An 18,836-nucleotide genomic window follows, 5' to 3' on the forward strand; every position below is an offset into this window, starting at 1 on the left:
ATCGGCAATGTAGAGGCCTATAGCGATTCATGCGACAGATAGCTGTGGAAGCCCACGGAACTAGCGGAGTGCTAGCTGCGCAACTCACAAGCTCTGGCGTTCGCATCAGAGCATCACCTTCGTTCTAACAAGGAGAAAACGAGCATGTATTTAGTCATGGGCATTACTGGAAATGTTGGGGGCGCCACCGCGCGGTATCTGTTGAAGCAAGGCAAACAGGTGCGAGCACTTGTGCGCAATCGCGAGAAAGCAGCGAAGTGGGCAGACCAAGGCGTGGAGTTGGTCAAGGGAGACTGGAACGATGCGACAGCCATAGCGGCGGCGCTCAAAGGTGTTGAGGGCGTGCTTGTTATGTTGCCGACTGTATGGGCACCCTCGCCTGATTACAGAGAAGCAAAGGGCGTGATTGCTAACTATGTCGAGGCTCTGACCAAGGTAGTGCCCTCGCGGGTGGTGGCACTCTCGTCGATGGGCGCGAATAGAACAAGTGGGATAGGGATGATCACGGCTTTATCACTTTTGGAACAAGGTTTTCGCAGCCTGCCATCTCCGGTCGCATTTGTGCGCGCAGGCGGCTTCTTCGAAAATTTTCTTTTTGGCTTAGAGGCCGCCCAGGGCGGAACACTACCGGTCTTCTACAATCCTACAAACCGGAAATCAACAATGGTCGCGTCAGACGACATCGGCGCAGAGGTGGCGACCCTTCTGACCGGGCCGGCGTGGTCAGGGCATCGCGTCATCGAGCTGGGTTCGATGGTAAGCGCGGATGAAGTCGCCGCACAATTAGGTGAAGTCCTGACACTCGACGTAAAAGCCTTTGCAGTCCCGCGTGCAGGGTGGGCGGAAGCGTTCGAGCAGTTCGGCATCCCGAAGGGCCACACGGGGCCTGCCGAACAAATGTATGAGAGCGTTAACGCCGGATGGATGGACCTCGGAGTCGCGGGGACGGAGCACGTAGCGGGTACGACGTCCGCACGCGATGTGTTTGCGGCTGCACAGAACGCCGTCAAGGCGTAAGTCCGGGCCAAGCTGAATCAGCTCGGTTCTTTGGGAACTGCGGCGCTAACGCCAAGAAAGATCTAGGTCAAACATGAAAGTTCTCGTTTTGTGTGCAACTGGCGGAACCGGACGGCTGATCGTCCGCGACGTCCTGGTCTTCCCATCAGAGCATCATCTTCGTTCGAAGAAAGGATCGTTTTATGTCAAACTTCCCCACGCCGCTTGAAGAAATCCTTCATCACAACGTTATTAAGAACAACAAAACAGGCGGCCCGGCGCTTGATGTCGGGCAAATGAAGTTGCTCTGGAGGGCTTTGGGAGAAAACACGGGCTACACGTTCTCTATCTTCGAGAGCACGTTCGCGCCGGGCATGGGTATTCCACTTCATAAGCACCCATTTGCGGAGTTTTTCTATGTACTGGAAGGCACTCTGGCAATTGGGTATTGGAACAACCAGGGTGTCACTGAGTGGGACTTGTGTGAAGCCGGGGAAAGTCTGCTGGTGCAGCCCAATGCGCCTCATACCTTCTTCAATAAGAGTGAACATCCGTGCCGCGTGCTGAGTGTGTCAACGTATCACCACGAGCGGATGATGAAAGATGCGGTGCATCCGGAGGGCAGGACAGATTTCCTGCCGGCTGAGCTCACTCAGGCCGATCTTCAGAAGTTGACGAAGTCCATGGAAAAGACCCAGACATTCCTTGTCGCAGACCATGCTTAGTATCGGCCATCTCTTGAGTTCACCTTTGAACTCAAGAGATGCACCGCGCGCTGTGAGAGCGACATAAATGGTAACCAAAAGGCAGCTGCGTTGTGAGTTCACCCGTCACCTCGACCAAACCTGGCAGTGCCCTAAGTCTATACGAACGTATGGGTGAGCGGACGACGCAACCCTTCGCCTTGCACGTCCTTGATATGCTGGGCCCGATTAAAGGATCATTCGTAATAGCCGTGGCCGCAGGCACCGGAGGACTGGCAGTCGTCGCCGCCACCGATCGGGATGCACAGGTTCTAGCAACCGATCTCAACCCGGCGATGATCGAGCGTACGCAGGAGCGGTTGCGCCCGTTCAGTCTCTGTCAAGCCGAAATCATGGACTTCCAATCTCTCACTGTCGCTGATGCGACCGCGGATATTGCGATGTCAAGCTTTAGCGTGCTCGCTTATCAACATGCAGCAAGAGGCCGCGAGATTTCTTCACACCGAATTGAAGGATGGGCCAGTTCCGGCGCGTGACCTGCTTTCCAAAGCAAAGAAAGATTTCGGTCTGACGGAGCGAACGTTGCAGCACGCAAAGGAGAAATTGGGCATCCAATCGCACCTGCGGCACTCCAGAGCGGATACTACCGCGAACGAGTACATGCAGGAGCTTCCGGAGAGCGTGCAGCAAAGGTAGGAACGGTCTTCGCGATGCTGACCACTGACGGGTCGCAAATGGTGGATTGAAGATTTGCCACCAAATGCCACCAAACTGCTTTCTTCGATGGCTGTAACTTGTTGATTTTATGGTGGGCACAGCAGGATTCGAACCTACGACTTCCACCGTGTGAAGGTGGCACTCTACCGCTGAGTTATGCGCCCTTTCGCAGTAGAAGCACTCGACGTCCTTCTTGCGAATCTGTTTTTCAAGAATATCATCTGTCACGCCGGTCAGCCAGATGCCTACATAACTCTCCGTTTACCCCTCTGCGGCGGTAGAATAACCAAGCAGAATGCCCGCTACCCCTCCCCACAACGGCCCTTCCGGTTCTCTGGCATCTTCAGCCTCGGGGAAGAGGGACGAGAGTTTGCCGGAATTTGATGGAGACGCGCAACCCGCGGGCAAAGACGGGGTTAAGGATGATATGGCTACGCTGGCAATCAATCCGAGACTTCTTGAAAATCTCCAGGCTGTCGAATCCCATTCGGTAGCAGGCGACTTCGGCCAGATGGATGATGCCGCCATCATGCTGGCACTTCGCGACGGCAACATGGCCGGCTTCGACTTTCTTATCCAGAAGTACCGCAAGCCGATCATTCATTTCATGTACCGTATGGTGCATAACCAGGCCATCGCTGAAGAGCTCGCCCAGGAGGTCTTTCTCCGGGTCTACCGATCGCGCGAGACCTATCGCGCCGAGGCACGGTTCAGCACCTGGCTCTACCGAATCGCTACCAATCTCGGCGTCAACCATGCCCGCGACACACGGCACGAGCGGACGGCCTCGATGGTGTATCTGGATGAGACGGACGGCGAAACCGGTATGACGCCGGATGTAGCCGATGCTACTCCAGGAGCCGAGACGAACCTGCTGCGTCAGGAACGACTCAACGCCATCCGGCAACATGTTCTGGCACTACCGGAACGGCAGCGTATGGCCGTTCTTATGCACAAATACGAAGGCATGGACTACAAGCAAATCGGCGACGTGCTCAAGCTGAGCGAGTCCGCCACAAAATCTCTACTCTTCCGTGCGTACCAAACGTTGCGGGACAAACTGAAGCCGTTTATTTAGCTCATTGAACCGACAGGCGCGCATAGCATCTATTCGACGCGTTCAACAAAAGCAACACCTGGAAAGGGTCACCATGATCTGCCACGATTGCCAATCCGCTCTTCCGGAACTTCTGCTCGATCCGGCTGCCCCCAGCAATGCTGCGGCCCGTGAGCATCTGAAGTCCTGCTCTGCCTGTAACCAGGAGTTTCAATCCCTGGAGGCCACCTTTGCCCTGCTCGATAGCTGGAAAGCACCGGAGCCTTCTCCTTACTTCGACCAGAAGCTCGCCGTTCGCCTGCGCGAAGAGCAGGAGTTGCCCGCTGCCGGATGGTTCGAGCGGATGCGAAGCCAACTTCTCTTCAACACTGGCCGCCAGTTCCGTCCTGCTCTTGCAGGAGCCCTTGCCGTGGCCTTTTTGATCGCTGGCGGAACCTTCGCCGATCTCTCCGGTTTCCCGCATCCGGCCAAGACGCAGGTCTCTGCCACAGTGAATGACCTGCAAATCCTCGACAAGAACGACCAGGCTTTACAGACGATGAATCTGCTGTTGCAAGATGACAACTCCGGTAATGACACCTCCGCGACTCCACCAAGCAGCTTGTAACGATTGGCACTTATTATGAAGGAGATACAGTAGCCGCAAACGTTTCAGACTAAAATATTGCTTCACCAACCCATCAACACGGCAGCCTCAAATTCAATGTTTCTTTCAGCCAAATTCCGGCAGGTGCTCCAGTCAGCACTCGCTGTTCTGGTGCTCGCGACTAGCACTGCGGCCTTCGCGAGGCAGCCCGGTGGTGCGCGCCAGGGATTTGGTGGCGGGCAACGAGAGACGCGTTCCTTCCCCAACGAAGGACGACAGGGGTCGAGAGGGCAGAACCAGGAGCATCTCGAGCAGTGGATGAATCGCCACAGCAACATGCCGCTTGACCAGCAGCAGCGTGCGCTCGATAACGAGCCGGGCTTCCGCCAGCTTCCGCCGCAGACGCAGCAGCATCTGCGTAACCGGCTGACCCAGCTCAACGATATGCCGCCCGAGCAGCGCCGTCGCCTGATCGAGCGCAACGAAGCCATTGAACGTCTCAGCCTTCCGCAACGGCAGCAGGTTCGCGGAGCGATGCAGCAGCTCGGCGCACTTCCCATGGACCGTCGTCGCATGGTCGCCCGCGCCTTCCGCGATCTGCGGGAGATGCCTCCATCGCAGCGTCAGGCCGCGCTTAACTCAGACCGCTTCCGCAGCCAGTTTTCTCCACAAGAGCGGGGCACGCTCGGCCAGTTGCTGGACGTCGAACCTCTGCTGCCACCTCAGCACTAGATTCCCTCACAGAAGAGGGTGGCTGGTTGGACCGGGTCCCCCCTCTGTACTTTTTGCGTAAAGTCTTCCATCGAAAAGACTTAATTTTCAAAGTCTTGATTCCAGACGGCTTATTCGAAAAATGTTGATTGTAGAAGGTTTACAGGCAGTTAAATTCCAAATAAGCAACTACGACTGCAAAGACGAAATACGGGGTCTTCGCTGCGCTCAGAATGACGATCATTTTTGATGGCGCGCTATCGCATCTGCGAGACGGCTATGGCTTTTAGCTATTGCCTACTCTCTTTAATTGTAGTGAATTGAGAAGAACTCATCTGCATTGGCTATTTGGTTTATTTTGTTTGGGTTAGATAGTTTTGGGGCTTGACAGGCGATTTTGCTGGTGTTTTTGAGGGTCGTTCAGAATAAAAATCGGAAGGCGCTCAGGCTCTGAAGAAATTCTGGAGCAGGAAGAGAAGATTGGCGGGGCGTTCGGCCAAGCGGCGCATGAAGTAGGGGTACCACTCGGGGCCGAAGGGGATATAGACGCGGACGCCGAATCCATCTGCCGCCAGTTCGCGTTGCAGGTCGCGGCGTATTCCGTAGAGCATCTGGAACTCGAATGCGTTCTGCGGCACCTTGTTGGTGCGAACGAAAGCCAGCATCTCCTCGATGATGGTCTCGTCGTGAGTTGCGATTCCGCAGAAGACGCCTTTGCCGTTCTGCGAGAAGGTGACCATCCGCTTCATCAGACGAACGTAGTTGGCATCGACCTCGGCCTTGGTGGGAAAGGCGACGGCTGAGTCTTCCTTATACGCTCCCTTGCACAGGCGAATGCGAATTCCCTGCCCCAGCAAGCGTTCGGTGTCTTCGGCCGTGCGATAGAGATAGGCCTGCAACACCGTACCCACGCAGCCGGGATAACGTGCCGCCAGCCGCTCAGTGATGGCGATGGTGGCCTCGGTGTAGGCTGACGATTCCATGTCGATGCGGACAAAGCAGCCCGTAGCAGCGGCATGCTCGACGATCTCGCCGACGACACGCTCGGCCAGCCCGGGATCGAAGTCCATGCCCATCTGCGAGAGCTTGACGCTTACGTTGGCGTTCCATCCGCGCTCGTGAATCGCGTCGAGCAGGTGGTGATAGATGGCAGCGGAGGCGCGGGCTTCGACCTCGGTGGTCACGCTTTCGCCCAGCGAATCGAGGCTGACCGCGATGCCTTCGCTGTTTACATGCTGGCAGGCGGCAAGTGCGTCGTTGACCGCCATGCCGGCGATAAATCTTCCGGAGAGCTTGCGCCCCATTGCGGAACGCTCGGAGAAGGCCCGCAGCCTCTTGTTTTGAGACAGAGCAATCAGCACAGATCGCAGCAAAGGCAGTACCCCCGGGGCAATAAGGGTATTGTCCCATGCCGCTCGCTTTTAGAGAGAAGCCGCCTTAGGGTCGCGTGCCGATGGTCTTGTTTTTGACTGCGAGCTGCAACGGCGTCACCGTGGGCGCAGCCGCGCCGATGTACTCGAAGATGCTGTTGACGAAGTTGTCCGTGGTCCAGACATTGCCGGACGCATCGAGCGCGATGCCCACCTCGGCGGTTGCCGCAGCCGAAATATAGCCTATATTAGGGGGCGAAATACTGGCTCCCGATGCGGACAAGCGGCTGACGGAGCCGTCCGTGTTTGCCGTCCAGATTGTGTTGTCGCCATCAATCGCGACGGCGCTGACCTCAGCCGGAGTCGCATAGCCTGCGCCTGACAGGGCCAGTCCCGCGCTGGTCATTTTACTGACCGATGCCTGATTGAAGTTTGCCACCCATGCATCTCCAGCGTTATCCAACGCAATGCCGACCGGTTGCGATATCCCACCTCCGGTATAGCCATTCCCGCTCATGACGGAACCTGTATTGCTGAATTTCGACAGACTGTTGGTGCCCAGTTCTGAGTTTGCAATCCAAACATTTTGCGAGGCATCGATGGCTACGGCATAAGGAGCATCAAGAGCGCCGTTGGTGAACTGAGCGGCCAGTGCCCCGGCAGGGTTGAGTTTCGTGACCGAATTGTTCTGGGGATTTGCGGTAAAGACATCGCCCGCCGCATCGAGAGCGATTGCAACCGGGTTGCTCAATCCGGTTGCGGTATAGCCCGAAGCGCCAGAAAGCGGTGTCCCTGCGGAGCTATGCTTGCTAACGCTTGCATTCCCCTGGTTTGCCGTCCAGATATCTCCTGTAATATCCACGGCCACGGCTTGGGGATTGCTGAGACCGCCGCCGCTGAAGCCGCTGGCACCGGAGAGCGGTTCGCCTGTCGGGCTGAACTCGCTCAAGGTTCCCGGGTAGCCGGCGTTTGGCACCCAGATATTGCCTGAGCCGTCGACTGCCAGAAGCTGCGGCAGATCGAGGCCGCCGCCACTGTACTCGATGCTGAGCGTCCAGTCGGAGGGCGCGCCTGCGAGTGCAGGCTGAAAGACTTTGGTCGCGGGCTGAAGCGCGGCGAGCTTCGCCACGTTGTTGCCGGGGTTGAGCGCGATGTCGAGCAGCGCTGACAGCGTATCCGTGGGAGCTATGCCGCCTGCTGGAGCGGCCAGCGCAAACAGTTGCGGACAGGCTCCATTGCCCTTGGTCGCGACGCAGGCTGCCATGATGTTGGCCAGAGCGTTGATCGTCGATTGCGGTACGGTGCCGTTTCCGGCGGGCGTCGTTGCGCGGGCCGTACCCGTCGACGGGTCGAGGAGATTGTTCACTGTGGAGAAGGCATTCACCAGTCCGCGAACGTTGGTGCTGCTGGTTCCTACCGCCATGGTTCCCGGCTTCATGAACTGAGACAGCGCATAGACCGAAGCCACCGAGGAGATCTCGCTGACATCGGCAACCGCTCCACTGCCGAGGTTGCTGCAATTGCCCAGCGCCGCCATCAGGACGGAGCTGCTGTTATCGCCCGCGCCTGCATCGCCGCCGCTGGCGACGACATAGACCTGAGCGTTTGCCGACGGGCAGGTATAGCTGCCCGCCATGCTGAATTTTCCATCGCTGTCCGTGGTGACGGAACCGCTAAGAAGAGAGGTTGAGCCAGTACCGTAGCCTGACGTGCCTGCCACGTAGAGGTCAACGGATGCTCCTGAAATGGGCTGCGCCCCGCTGTGCACCAGGCCGGTAAGCGCGATGCTCGAACTGCCGCTGCTCGACCCTGAACCTGTGCCGGACGGGATGCCTGAGCCTGTACCAGAGCTTGTGCCTGTACCGGAACCTGTACCGGAGCTTGTACCAGTGCCTGAACCTGAACCTGTGCCGGAGCTTGTGCCTGAACCTGAACTTGTGCCAGAGGCGGAGCCTGTGCCGGCAGTTGAACCGGCCCCTGTGGCTCCTGGCGGAATTCCACCTGATCCGCAACCTGCCAGAACAAGACTTGCCCCGAGGCCAAATGCAACGGCGATCCCGCGGAGGGAGATCTCAAAACGCATACAGCTCCTTGGTCCATACTGAGGTGTTCAAGGCTCTCAAAGAGCGAAAAAGAGCGAAAAAGAGCGAAACAAGTGGATCAAATACCAAGGTAGCAAGAGCATTCACAGAGGTCTGTCCCACAATCCGGACAATTTGATACAACCTTCGCGTCACCAGAGACAGAAGGGAGCGCATCAAGCACTCCACCAGAGCCAGTATGCCGACTGGGAATTGTGTCGATTATAGCGCGCAGAAATTTGTCAGCGGAGTTCGGCGCTCACCTTGGTCACATGCTCCACTGGGGCGGTGACCATGGTGCTGGTGTCCTTCATCGCGGCGATGGCCTCGTCGTAGCGGCCGGCGAGTGAGTTGCCGCGAATCTTGGCCATGTCTTCCAGCATTTTGAGGCCATCTTTCAGATAGCTCATGCGGCTCCGCTCGTCGTGGCCCCAGGTGACGGGAACCTCGCGCACGACATACTTCAATTTGCGGGCGATGAAGAGAATCTCTGGATCGAAGCCCCAGCGCTCGATGGTCTGCAAGCGGAAGATCGTCTGCGCCGCAGACCGCTTAAAGGCCTTGAAGCCGCACTGCGTGTCCTTGAAGGGCAGGCCCATCACAGCGCGCGTGACCCAGTTGAAACATCGCCCGAAGAACTGGCGATAGAGCGGCTGATGGATCGTCTGCCGGGTCCTGTCCATCCAGCGCGAACCAATGGCGACATCGGCACCGTCGGCCAGAGCAGCGATCAGACGCTCTGCCTCTTCCATGGGAGCGGAGAGGTCGGCATCGGTAAACATTACGACTTCGCCCGCAGCCTGCAAGAGGCCGTTGCGCACGGAGTAGCCCTTGCCCTTGTTGCCGGGATTCTGGATCAGGTGAAGGCGCGGATTCGCTTCCATCCAACGCTGCACAATCGCCGCTGTATTGTCCTTTGAACCGTCGTCCACCACCAGGATTTCGGCGTCCCACCCTCGCGCTGCGATACAGGAAGAAACTCGTTCGAGCGCGGCTTCGATGCGCGCTCCCTCGTTATAGGCCGGAATAACAATACTTAACTGGGGATGCGACATCGGACTACCGAACTTTCGACCAAACCGGGATTAATTGCGCAAGGAACAATGAGAAGCAATCAAAACTACCGTCGTTCATCATACTGCAATATATAGACGCACAAACAACCTTTTAGATGCAGATCATACAAATTCCCTGCGTCGAAGGCAGGCTGTATACGTCACGGGGCGGGTCTTTGCTACACTCCTCACCATGCCGGAAGATTTTGTACCTCAGCCACCGCCTCCTCCTCCTCCTTATGCCGCCGCCCCTGCGCAACCTTATGCCCCGCCGTATCAGGGATACTCTCCCCAATACGCCCCTCCGCGGAGGCGCTCGCCGTGGTTCTACATCGGCATCATTGCAGGCTCGATTGCAGCCGTCGTCCTGCTGTTCACCTTTATGGTCTGGATGACGGTGCGCTCGGCCACGGGGACGGCGGGCCTCGATCTGGGAGGCGGAAGCCGCATCGCCGTCATCGATATTAACGGCGTCATCCTGTCGCCGGACGATATCGACACCCAGCTTCGCAAGTTCGGCGATGACTCTTCAGTCAAAGCCATCATCCTGCATATCAACTCCCCCGGGGGCGGCGCCGCGGCCTCGCAAGAGATCTATCACGAGGTACTGCGCGTCCGGCAGGAAGACCACAAAAAGATCATCGCCTCGGTCGAGTCGGTGGGCGCGTCCGGCGCCTATTACATCGCCAGCGGATGCGACAAGATCTACGCCAATGACGCTTCGGTCGTCGGCTCCATCGGCGTCATCATGGAGTGGACCAACTACGGCGACCTGATGCACTGGGCGAAGCTGAAGAGCGTCGTCATCCACGCCGGAGAACTGAAGGACGCGGGCGATCCCAGCCGCGACGCCACGCCCAAGGAGCAGGCCTACTTCCAGTCGCTGGTCGACAATATGTACGGGCAGTTCATCCACGACGTCGCCACTGGCCGCCACAGCACCGACGACAAGATCAAGCCACTGGCCACCGGGCAGGTCTGGACTGGCGAACAGGCGCTTCCGCTCGGCCTGATCGACAAGGTTGGAGGCTTCCGCACCGCCCTGATCGACACCGCGCGCAGCGTGGGAATCTCCGGCGAACCGAATATCGTGCGCCCGCCCAAGAATAAAGGCGGGTTGCTGGCCCTGCTGAATGGGGATGCCGACGACCTGTTTTCCAACCCCGGGCAGATCCTGAACCACGCTCCCGGCTTTTACTTTATGTGGAAGTAACAGACCGCCCTGCCGCCTTTGCAGAAGATTTTTTGCCGGATTACGGGAAGGGTCCCGAGAAAAATCGGGGCCTTTTTTGGTACCTCGCGTGACCGGTGGGGTGTTTTTTGCATCTCAACCCATTCAGATTGACTCATTATTTTTCGTTGCGATTTAGGGCGCGAATTGCCCCCATCCCGTCTACAATCAACGACAAGTAACTATTTTGCATCATAACTTCAGGCCCTCCCAAGTACGAAAGGAACCCGCTCATGACCAAAGCAGACCTCGTAGACAAAGTGACCGCCCTTGGCGACCTCACCCGCCGCGATGGGGAGGTCATCGTCGACACCCTCTTCGAGGCCGTCATCGGCGCTCTCAAGTCCGGCGACAAGATCGAGATTCGTGGCTTCGGGAGCTTTCGCACCCGTCAGCGCAACGCCCGCACCGGACGCAATCCGAAGACCGGGGAGAAGGTCGATGTCCCGGCCAAGCGCGTTCCCTTCTTCAAGCCGTCGAAAGAGCTGCGCGACTCAGTCAATCCGTCCGGCAACAAAGGACTGAAGGCTGCCCCAGACACCAAGCACATCGATCCTCACCATCCTCCTGCGATGTAAACGGGGAGCATACCTGTTCGCGAATCGAATCGTAACCATTCCGGTGAGAACACAAGGACAGCACTGAAATCGGACTGCCCTTTTGTTCTCGCACCAGTGACGCAGCATGCGCAGCCTCAAGAGCGTACGTCTCCAATCCTTCTCCCATTCGTCGGCTGGTAGCATAACTAATATGCAGCGCCTATCGAGTCTTGGCATTGGTCTTGTTCTATGCGCGGCGGTCGCGCTTCCTCTGGCGGCGCAGACAGGTCCCGGTCCGGTCCCCACTGCTCCGGGCTTCGATGCTCTGGCCAAGCCGACACCCACTATTTCCAGCCCGTTCGTCGAGCCGACACTCTCCCCCGGCGTCCTGCTTCTGCTGGAGCTTGACGGCAAGTTTCAACAGGCAGTCGCGGCAGGTGGTGGCAAGGCGTTCGCCAGCTGGTTCGCCGATGACGCTGTGACCCTCAACAATGGCCGACCTGCGGTGATGGGCCGCGCCGCTATTGCAGCACAGGCGCAATGGGATCCTAAAACTTATCAACTCACCTGGACTCCGCAGGGAGCCCAGATGGGGCCATCGAGCGACATGGGCTTTACCTGGGGGCACTACGAAGGCCATTCCAAGGACAAGAATGGCCAGCCGGTCGTCATCTCCGGACGCTACTTCACGGTGTGGAAAAAAGTGGCCGATGGAAGCTGGAAGGTCGCCATGGATGCGAGTGCCGATGAGCCCGCAGCTGCAGGCGAATGCTGCACTTTACCCAAGCCGTAACTGGCTGCGCTACCCCAAAAGTAGCAGTGTCAGCACTTATGCCATCCCCTACCATCGAGAGGCTAGATGAATGCTCTCCATGTCAAAGACGAAGTCCTGCGAATCGAGGCCCTCAATCAATATGAGGTGCTCAACTCTGCGCCGGATCCGATCCTCGATGACATCACCCGGCTGGCCGCGCAGGTGTGCGAATCGCCCATTGCGGCGGTCTCGCTCATCGCCAACGACCGAATCTGGCTGAAGTCGCGCTTCGGGGCTCATGCACCGGATGTTGCGCTGGGCAGCCTGCCCTGCGAGACGACCATTCTCGGCGACACCCTCTACGAGATTCGTGATGCGCGGGCCGATCCCAACTACACGCCCAACGGCATCCTGCTCGAAGGCCGCCACTATCACTTCTATGCCGGTGTGCCGCTGATCACGCCGGGCGGAATCAATATCGGGGCGTTGTTCGTCCTTGACTTCACCGTTCGTGCACTCACGCCGGAGCAATCGTCGGCGCTGGGTATTCTTGCCCGGCAGGTCATCACACGGCTCGAACTCTGCAGCAGGATTCGCCAGATCGACCGCGCGGCGCGCTATCGGCAACGCGTCGAATCTGCACTGACGGTCGAGCGCAACTTCGTCTCGGCGGTGCTCGATACGGTCGGCGCGCTGGTCGCGGTCTTCGATCCCGCGGGCCGCATCGTCCGCTTCAACCGCGCCTGCGAGACCGCCTCCGGCTATGACTTCACCACGCTGGTCGGTCGCTATCCCTGGGACAAGCTCATTCCCCGTCACGAGATTCCGGAGGCCATTGAGGACTTCGAACGGCTGCGCTCCGGCGACTTCCCTGCCACCTTTGAAAATCAATGGCTGCACCGCGATGGCAGCCTTCGCCGCATTGCGTGGACAGCCACCGCGCTGCGCGATGCACAGGGTCAGATCACCTTCATCATCGCCACGGGCATCGACGTCACCACGCAACGCGCCGCCGAATCTACGTTGCGCGAGAGTGAATCCCGTTATCGCCTGCTCATCGAAGGTTCGCTCGGCATGGTGTGTACGCACGACCTGCGCGGCGTTCTGCTCTCGGTCAATACCCACGGCGCACAGACCATCGGGCGAACGGTAGCCGAGATGGTCGGCCATTCACTTGAAGAGTTCATCGTTCCCGACCGCAAGCCCCTGCTCAAGGAGTATCTCGAACTGATCGCCCAGACTGGCGAGGCGCAGGGGTTCCTTCATCTCGCCCATACCGACGGCGAAACCCGCGTCGTCGCCTATCGCAACAAGCTCATCCTTTCGCCGGGCCGCGCGCCTTACGTGCTCGGCTTTGGCGTGGATATCACCGAGCAGGTCAAAGTCGAAGGCCGCCTTCGTACGCTTACCAATCAATCGGATTCCATTCTCGAGTCGGTGGGCGACGGCATCTATGGGCTCGACCTCGAAGGCCGGGTGACCATCGTCAACCCCGCAGCCGCGCAGATGCTGGGCTACCGGCAGAGCGAGATTCTGGGCCGCAGGATGCACGAGCTGATTCATCACACCCGCGCCGACGGCACACCCTATCCGAGCGAAGAATCGCCCATCCGCAAGAGTCTCTCCCTCTTCGATACAGTGCGCGTCTCCGACGAGATTTTCTGGCGCAAGGACGGCACCAGCTTCCCGGTCGACTATGTCGCCCGTCCTCAGCTCGATTCGCAGATGCTCGACTACGGCAAGGTCAAGGCCATCGGCGTCGTCGTCGCCTTCACCGATACCACGGAGCGCCATGCCCTGAACCGCATGAAGGACGAGTTCATCTCCACCGTCTCCCACGAGCTGCGGACTCCGCTCACCTCTGTTCGCGGAGCGCTGGGACTGCTCCATGGCGAGGTACTGTCCGAGCGTCCCGAGAAAGCACGGCAGATGCTCGAGATCGCCATCAACAACTCCGACCGCCTCATCCGGTTGGTCAACGACATTCTCGATCTCGAGCGCATCGGCAGCGGCAAAGACGAGTTGCAGCGCGTCATGTGCGATATCGAGGAGTTAATGCGGCGTTCTGCCAGCATTCAGCAGGCGGAGATCCCAAAGCCGCAGGTCCACCTTTCGTTCGACGCAAGGGGCGTCGGTGTCTGGGCCGATCCCGACCGCATTCTTCAGACCTTCAACAACCTCATCTCGAATGCCATCAAATTTTCGTATCCCGGTGGCGCGATTCACCTCACCGCGCACAACCTCGACGAGAATGAAGCCATCATTGAAGTCAGCGATCAGGGCCGCGGTGTTCCCGCCGACAAGCTGGAGACCATCTTCGAGCGCTTCCACCAGGTGGACGCATCGGACTCGCGCGCGCTCGGCGGCACCGGGCTGGGGCTGGCTATCTGTCGAAGCATCGTGACCCAGCATGGAGGCCGCATCTGGGCCACCAGCAATCCCGTCAGAGGCACAACCTTCCACTTCACGCTGCCTACACGGCCTGCAAATAATCTTCTCTAATAGTCTTCTTCAAGCAACGAGGAGAGAGAAATCTCTTACTCCTCCCCTTCGCGCAGCTTCGAAATCACAGCAAAGTCTTCGAGCGTCGTTGTGTCGCCCTTCACCTCGCCTGTGGCCGCCAGTTCACGCAGCAGCCGCCGCATAATCTTGCCGCTCCGTGTCTTCGGCAGAGCATCGGTGAACCGCAGGTCGTCGGGTCGCGCCAGCGCGCCAATCTCCTTGGCGACCCATTGCCGCAGCTCCTGCCGCAGTTCTTCGCTGGCTTCGTAGCCGGATTCAAGCGTGACGAACGCGGCAATCGCCTGCCCCTTCATCTCATCGGGACGGCCTACGACGGCGGCCTCAGCGACTTTAGCGTGGGCCACGAGTGCCGACTCGACCTCCATCGTTCCGAGCCTGTGGCCGCTGACGTTGATGACGTCATCGACGCGCCCCATCAGCCAGAAGTAGCCATCGACATCGCGCCGTGCGCCGTCGCCGGTGAAGTAGCTCCCCGGAATCTCGCTCCAGTAGGCCTCTTCGTACCGCTGCGGATCGCCGTAGATCGTTCGAGCCATCGAAGGCCAGGGTTTGCGAATCACCAACAGGCCGCCCTGTCCGTCGGGAACCGGCTCGCCAGATTTTGTAACTACTTCGGGAACAATTCCGAAAAATGGACGCGTCGCCGAACCCGGCTTCGCAGGCACGGCTCCCGGAATCGGTGCGATCATAATCGCGCCTGTCTCCGTCTGCCACCATGTATCCACAATCGGGCAGCGCTCCTTGCCGATCTCGCGGTGATACCACATCCACGACTCGGGATTGATGGGCTCGCCGACCGTTCCGAGCAGTCGCAGCGAATCGAGCGAGTGCTTCTCAACCCACTGATTTCCCCACTTGGTAAATGCGCGAATCGCCGTCGGCGCCGTATAAAAGACGGTCACCTTATGGTCGTCGATGATCTTCCAGAAGCGATCACACTCCGGCCAGTTAGGAGCGCCTTCGTACATCATCACCGTCGCGCCGCACTGCAGCGGGCCATACACCACATAGCTGTGCCCGGTCACCCAACCTATATCCGCCGTGCACCAGTAGACATCTTCCTCGCGCAGATCAAAGACATACTTGCTGGTCAAATACGTCTGCACGGAGTAGCCGCCGGTCGTGTGGACAAGCCCCTTGGGCTTGCCCGTCGTGCCCGACGTGTACAGCAGATACAGCGGGTCTTCCGCGTCCATCCACTCCGGCGCGCACTCTTTCTCTGCCTGCAACATGGCCTCGTCCCACCAGAGGTCGCGGCCTTCCTTCATCTTGATCTCGGAGCCTGAACGCCGATACACCACAACGTTCTTCACCGAAGGACACTTTTCCAATGCCTCATCGACAATCGCCTTCAGCTTCACTTCGCCGCCGCGACGATAGCTCGTATCCTGCGTCAACACGGCGACGCACTGCGAGTCGTTCACGCGGTCCACAATCGCATGAGCGGCAAATCCGCCGAAGATCACCGAATGAATCGCGCCGATGCGCGCGCATCCCAGCAACGCAATCGCAAGCTCGGGACACATGCCCATATAGATGGCAACGCGATCGCCGCGCTTGATGCCGAGCCCCTTCAGCACATTCGCAAACCGCTGCACCTGCTCGTGCAGATCGCCATAGGTCAGCCGACGCACCTCGCCGGGCTCGCCCTCCCATAGCAGCGCAACCTTGTCCTTGCGCGTTCCCAGCGCATGACGATCGACGCAGTTGTGCGACAGGTTCAGCTTGCCGCCGACAAACCACTTCGCATCTTTGCCCTCACCGTCGAGAACCTTGTTCCACGGAGCGAACCACTCCAGCTCCGACGCAGCCTCCGCCCAGAACTCCTCTGGCTGTTCGACGCTGCGGCGATACATCGCCTCATACTGCTCCAGACTCTTTACATGAGCCTTGGCCGCAAACTCCGCTGGCGGCGCAAATACCCGGTTTTCTCTCAAGCTCGAATCCAGATTCGTATGTTCAACAGACGATGCCACGCAAAAACCTCCATATTCCCTATCGAAAAAAGGTATAGCATCCATCGCACCATGAGCAAACCGGTACGCGGTAGACTTCACATCATGCCCTTTTACTGGACAGCCTCAATCGGTTTTTTTCTGGGCTTTGCCTTCGGAGTAGGCTGTGCGCTGGCCGTGATGTACTCCATCTACATGGGCGGTTATCGTGCCGCGCTGCGCGACTCGCAGCTCCCTGCCCCGCCAGAGCGTTACAGCAAAGCCATGGAAAAGCTGTCAGCCCTCCAGAACAAAAAGGGCTGACAGCACTCTTATCTCTCCCGCGTTATTTGCCGGCGGGCTCCAAGCCGCGGTCTTTCAACATCGGCTCGACATTCGGTTGCTTGCCCAGCCAGGTCGCATACATCTTCGCCAGGTCCTCGGTATTGCCCCGCGAAAGAACCATGCGGCGGAAGCGCTCTCCATTGGCACGAGTCAGGCCCCCGTTGTCCTCGAACCATTGGTACGCATCGTCGTCGAGCATCTCGGTCCAAAGATAGGCGTAGTAGCCAGCCGCATAGCCATTGCCCCAGATGTGCATGAAGTAGCTCGAGCGATAACGCGGCGGAACATAGCTGATATCGAGATGCGTCTTCTCCAGAGCCTCTTTTTCAAACGCATCGGGACCCTGCAAAGTTGCAGTGGAAGGCAGCGTGTGCCACTGCATATCAAGCTCTGCCGCGGCCAGCAACTCCGTCAACTCGTATCCCTGATTGAAGGTTGCTGCCTTCTTGATCTTTGCAGCCAGTTCGTCGGGCATCGGCTCGCCAGTCTTGTAGTTCTTCGCGAAGTGTTTGAAGACCGCTGGATAGCTCGCCCAGTGCTCATTGAACTGCGATGGGAACTCCACGAAGTCACGCGCCACCGAAGTTCCAGAAAGGCTCGGATATTCGGTATCGGCAAACATGCCATGCAGCCCATGGCCAAACTCGTGGAACATCGTGGTCACATCAGAAAAACTGATCAGCGCTGGCTCGCCCGCCGCAGGCTTTTGAAAGTTGGCGACGTTATAGACCACAGGCAGCGTGCCCAGCAGCTTGGACTGGCCCATGAAGACATCCATCCACGCGCCGCCGTTCTTGTTGTCGCGCTTGAAGTAGTCGCAGTAAAACAGCGCCAGCGGCTTGCCATTCGCATCGAAGACCTCGAAGACGCGCACGTCTGGGTTGTAGACGGGAATGTCCTTTCGCTCTTTGAACGTCAGACCGTAGAGCTGATTCGCGGCGTAGAACACGCCATTCTGCAGCACGTTGCTCAACTCAAAGTAGGGCTTGACCTGCGACTCATCCAGATCATATTTGGCCTTGCGCACCTGCTCGGAATAAAACTCCCAATCCCACGGCTCGACAGTAAAGCCGCCCTTCTGCGCATCAATCACGGCTTGAATATCCTTGGCCTCAGATGCAGCCTTCGCCGATGCCGCCGGAACCAGCGCATCCATAAACTTCAGCGCTGCCTCGGGTGTCTTCGCCATCTGGTTCTCGAGCGTCCACGCTGCAAAGTTCGGATAGCCGAGCAGCTTCGCCTTCTCGGCACGAACTTGCGCCAGCCGCGCGATGGTGGCGCGCGTATCGTCCGCGTTGCCGCGTTCCGCTCGCGTCCACGAGTCCTCAAATAGCGCCTTGCGTGTCTCGCGATTGCTCAACGAAACGAGGCCCGGCTGCTGTGTCGTGTTCTGCAGCGGAAGCACCCAACCCTGCTTACCGCGCTCCTTGGCCGCCTCGGCCGCTGCGGCGATCTGCGCATCGCTCATTCCTGCTAACGCTGCCTTGTCGGTCGTCACATAAGCCGCATCCTTGGTCGCAGCCAGCAGCTTGGTGATAAAGGCATTCGAGAGCGTCGACTCCTCTTCGTTCAACTTCTTGAGCTTCGCCTTGTCATCATCGGAGAGGTTCGCACCGGAGTGGACAAACTTTTTGTAATAGAAGTCCACAAGCTTTAGTGACTCAGAATCGAGCTTGAGCGATTCGCGCTCCTTGTAAATCGTCTCGACGCGATGAAAGAGCTTCGAGTCCAGATAGATGGCGTCGTCATGCGCGGCCAGCTTCGGCGCTTCGATGTCCTGCACCTTTTGCAGCTCGGGGTCCATGTTCGCGCCGGTAACGCCGTTGAACACCATCATCACGCGGTCGAACAACTGACCCGTCTTCTCCATCGCCACCAGCGTGTTCTCGAAGGTCGGCGGGGCGGGATTATCGGCAAGCGCCTTCATCTCGACGAGCTGTTGCGCCATGCCAGCTTCAATCGCAGGCTGGTAGTCGCTGTCCTTGATCTTGTCGAACGGCGGCGCCTGAAACGGTAGCGTGCTAGCGGCATAAAACGGATTCGACGGTCCAAACTCCGCACCGGCAGCGAATGCAGGAGCGGCACCTAAACTCAAGGCAATAGCGCTAGCAGCGGTCAGAAGACACATCCTCGGCATTAAAAATTTGTTCTTGCGCGGACGAATTGTATTCATAGATGGTCATGTCCCTCACACGCTCGATTGTAGAGGATTGTTACGGTCCCAACACACCGG

The 18,836-nt window shown here is 58.4% G+C and carries 16 protein-coding genes and 1 tRNA gene; 11 read left to right on the forward strand and 6 right to left on the reverse strand.

What is annotated here, in order from left to right; translation table 11 throughout:
* Positions 1–144: 144 nt before the first annotated feature.
* The 3 genes from GSQ81_RS09395 to GSQ81_RS09405 all read left to right on the forward strand — a co-directional run bounded on the left by GSQ81_RS09395 (position 145) and on the right by GSQ81_RS09405 (position 2,236).
* Positions 145–1,017, forward strand: coding sequence for an NmrA family NAD(P)-binding protein (locus GSQ81_RS09395; RefSeq protein ID WP_158910516.1), 873 nt, complete (start codon positions 145–147; stop codon positions 1,015–1,017).
* A gap of 182 nt (positions 1,018–1,199) precedes the next feature.
* Positions 1,200–1,721 carry a cupin domain-containing protein gene (locus GSQ81_RS09400; protein ID WP_158910517.1) on the forward strand — a complete coding sequence of 174 codons (522 nt, stop codon included), beginning with the start codon at positions 1,200–1,202 and terminating at the stop codon, positions 1,719–1,721.
* A 92-nt stretch (positions 1,722–1,813) separates the two neighbouring features.
* Positions 1,814–2,236 (forward strand): class I SAM-dependent methyltransferase, encoded by a 423-nt coding sequence (locus GSQ81_RS09405; RefSeq protein WP_158910518.1) that lies wholly within the window; start codon positions 1,814–1,816, stop codon positions 2,234–2,236.
* A gap of 270 nt (positions 2,237–2,506) precedes the next feature.
* Here GSQ81_RS09405 and GSQ81_RS09410 read toward each other — a convergent pair.
* A tRNA-Val gene (locus GSQ81_RS09410) sits at positions 2,507–2,581 on the reverse strand.
* Positions 2,582–2,787: 206 nt separating this feature from the next.
* Between GSQ81_RS09410 and GSQ81_RS09415 the strand changes: the two genes are divergently transcribed.
* The 3 genes from GSQ81_RS09415 to GSQ81_RS09425 all read left to right on the forward strand — a co-directional run bounded on the left by GSQ81_RS09415 (position 2,788) and on the right by GSQ81_RS09425 (position 4,792).
* Entirely contained in the window at positions 2,788–3,495 is a 708-nt protein-coding gene (locus tag GSQ81_RS09415) for an RNA polymerase sigma factor (RefSeq protein ID WP_254060099.1), read from the forward strand.
* Positions 3,496–3,568: 73 nt separating this feature from the next.
* Positions 3,569–4,081 carry a zf-HC2 domain-containing protein gene (locus GSQ81_RS09420; protein ID WP_158910520.1) on the forward strand — a complete coding sequence of 171 codons (513 nt, stop codon included), beginning with the start codon at positions 3,569–3,571 and terminating at the stop codon, positions 4,079–4,081.
* 96 nt (positions 4,082–4,177) lie between these two features.
* Complete coding sequence (locus tag GSQ81_RS09425) at positions 4,178–4,792, forward strand: DUF3106 domain-containing protein (RefSeq protein WP_158910521.1); 615 nt, start codon at positions 4,178–4,180, stop codon at positions 4,790–4,792.
* Positions 4,793–5,214: 422 nt separating this feature from the next.
* Here the strand turns inward: GSQ81_RS09425 and GSQ81_RS09430 are convergent, their stop codons facing one another.
* The 3 genes from GSQ81_RS09430 to GSQ81_RS09440 form a co-directional block, all read right to left on the reverse strand.
* A complete protein-coding gene (locus tag GSQ81_RS09430; protein ID WP_371715239.1) occupies positions 5,215–6,132 on the reverse strand; it encodes a proline dehydrogenase family protein in 918 nt (305 codons plus the stop codon).
* 76 nt (positions 6,133–6,208) lie between these two features.
* A complete protein-coding gene (locus GSQ81_RS09435) occupies positions 6,209–8,224 on the reverse strand; it encodes an NHL repeat-containing protein (RefSeq protein ID WP_158910522.1) in 2,016 nt (671 codons plus the stop codon).
* A 240-nt stretch (positions 8,225–8,464) separates the two neighbouring features.
* Positions 8,465–9,277 carry a dolichyl-phosphate beta-glucosyltransferase gene (locus GSQ81_RS09440; protein WP_158910523.1) on the reverse strand — a complete coding sequence of 271 codons (813 nt, stop codon included), beginning with the start codon at positions 9,275–9,277 and terminating at the stop codon, positions 8,465–8,467.
* 193 nt (positions 9,278–9,470) lie between these two features.
* Between GSQ81_RS09440 and sppA the strand changes: the two genes are divergently transcribed.
* The 4 genes from sppA (at position 9,471) to GSQ81_RS09460 (ending at position 14,303) form a co-directional block, all read left to right on the forward strand.
* Positions 9,471–10,490, forward strand: coding sequence for a signal peptide peptidase SppA (sppA, locus tag GSQ81_RS09445; protein ID WP_158910524.1), 1,020 nt, complete (start codon positions 9,471–9,473; stop codon positions 10,488–10,490).
* A gap of 251 nt (positions 10,491–10,741) precedes the next feature.
* On the forward strand, positions 10,742–11,086 hold the full coding sequence (locus GSQ81_RS09450; protein WP_158910525.1) for an HU family DNA-binding protein: 345 nt from the start codon (positions 10,742–10,744) through the stop codon (positions 11,084–11,086).
* A 172-nt stretch (positions 11,087–11,258) separates the two neighbouring features.
* Entirely contained in the window at positions 11,259–11,840 is a 582-nt protein-coding gene (locus GSQ81_RS09455) for a DUF4440 domain-containing protein (protein WP_158910526.1), read from the forward strand.
* A gap of 66 nt (positions 11,841–11,906) precedes the next feature.
* A complete protein-coding gene (locus tag GSQ81_RS09460; RefSeq protein WP_158910527.1) occupies positions 11,907–14,303 on the forward strand; it encodes a PAS domain S-box protein in 2,397 nt (798 codons plus the stop codon).
* A gap of 35 nt (positions 14,304–14,338) precedes the next feature.
* Here the strand turns inward: GSQ81_RS09460 and acs are convergent, their stop codons facing one another.
* Positions 14,339–16,345: an acetate--CoA ligase gene (acs, locus tag GSQ81_RS09465; RefSeq protein WP_158912144.1), complete on the reverse strand. Its 2,007-nt coding sequence runs from the start codon at positions 16,343–16,345 to the stop codon at positions 14,339–14,341.
* 39 nt (positions 16,346–16,384) lie between these two features.
* Here acs and GSQ81_RS09470 point away from each other — a divergent pair, with 39 nt between their 5' ends.
* Entirely contained in the window at positions 16,385–16,582 is a 198-nt protein-coding gene (locus tag GSQ81_RS09470; RefSeq protein ID WP_158910528.1) for a hypothetical protein, read from the forward strand.
* A gap of 22 nt (positions 16,583–16,604) precedes the next feature.
* Here GSQ81_RS09470 and dcp read toward each other — a convergent pair whose 3' ends face one another.
* Entirely contained in the window at positions 16,605–18,776 is a 2,172-nt protein-coding gene (gene dcp / locus GSQ81_RS09475; protein WP_254060102.1) for a peptidyl-dipeptidase Dcp, read from the reverse strand.
* Positions 18,777–18,836 lie beyond the last annotated feature (60 nt).

The organism is Granulicella sp. L56 (genome assembly GCF_009765835.1).
In the GTDB taxonomy this organism is placed as follows: Bacteria; Acidobacteriota; Terriglobia; order Terriglobales; family Acidobacteriaceae; genus Edaphobacter.

What these genes read in the sequence shown, in the direction of transcription:
- GSQ81_RS09395 (WP_158910516.1), top strand. Translation starts at nt 145, where the DNA reads ATGTATTTAGTCATGGGCATTACTGGAAATGTTGGGGGCGCCACCGCG.
- GSQ81_RS09400 (WP_158910517.1), top strand. Translation starts at nt 1,200, where the DNA reads ATGTCAAACTTCCCCACGCCGCTTGAAGAAATCCTTCATCACAACGTT.
- GSQ81_RS09420 (WP_158910520.1), top strand. Translation starts at nt 3,569, where the DNA reads ATGATCTGCCACGATTGCCAATCCGCTCTTCCGGAACTTCTGCTCGAT.
- GSQ81_RS09425 (WP_158910521.1), top strand. Translation starts at nt 4,178, where the DNA reads ATGTTTCTTTCAGCCAAATTCCGGCAGGTGCTCCAGTCAGCACTCGCT.
- GSQ81_RS09435 (WP_158910522.1), bottom strand. Translation starts at nt 8,224, where the DNA reads ATGCGTTTTGAGATCTCCCTCCGCGGGATCGCCGTTGCATTTGGCCTC.
- GSQ81_RS09440 (WP_158910523.1), bottom strand. Translation starts at nt 9,277, where the DNA reads ATGTCGCATCCCCAGTTAAGTATTGTTATTCCGGCCTATAACGAGGGA.
- sppA (WP_158910524.1), top strand. Translation starts at nt 9,471, where the DNA reads ATGCCGGAAGATTTTGTACCTCAGCCACCGCCTCCTCCTCCTCCTTAT.
- GSQ81_RS09450 (WP_158910525.1), top strand. Translation starts at nt 10,742, where the DNA reads ATGACCAAAGCAGACCTCGTAGACAAAGTGACCGCCCTTGGCGACCTC.
- GSQ81_RS09455 (WP_158910526.1), top strand. Translation starts at nt 11,259, where the DNA reads ATGCAGCGCCTATCGAGTCTTGGCATTGGTCTTGTTCTATGCGCGGCG.
- GSQ81_RS09460 (WP_158910527.1), top strand. Translation starts at nt 11,907, where the DNA reads ATGAATGCTCTCCATGTCAAAGACGAAGTCCTGCGAATCGAGGCCCTC.
- acs (WP_158912144.1), bottom strand. Translation starts at nt 16,345, where the DNA reads ATGGATGCTATACCTTTTTTCGATAGGGAATATGGAGGTTTTTGCGTG.
- GSQ81_RS09470 (WP_158910528.1), top strand. Translation starts at nt 16,385, where the DNA reads ATGCCCTTTTACTGGACAGCCTCAATCGGTTTTTTTCTGGGCTTTGCC.
- dcp (WP_254060102.1), bottom strand. Translation starts at nt 18,776, where the DNA reads ATGAATACAATTCGTCCGCGCAAGAACAAATTTTTAATGCCGAGGATG.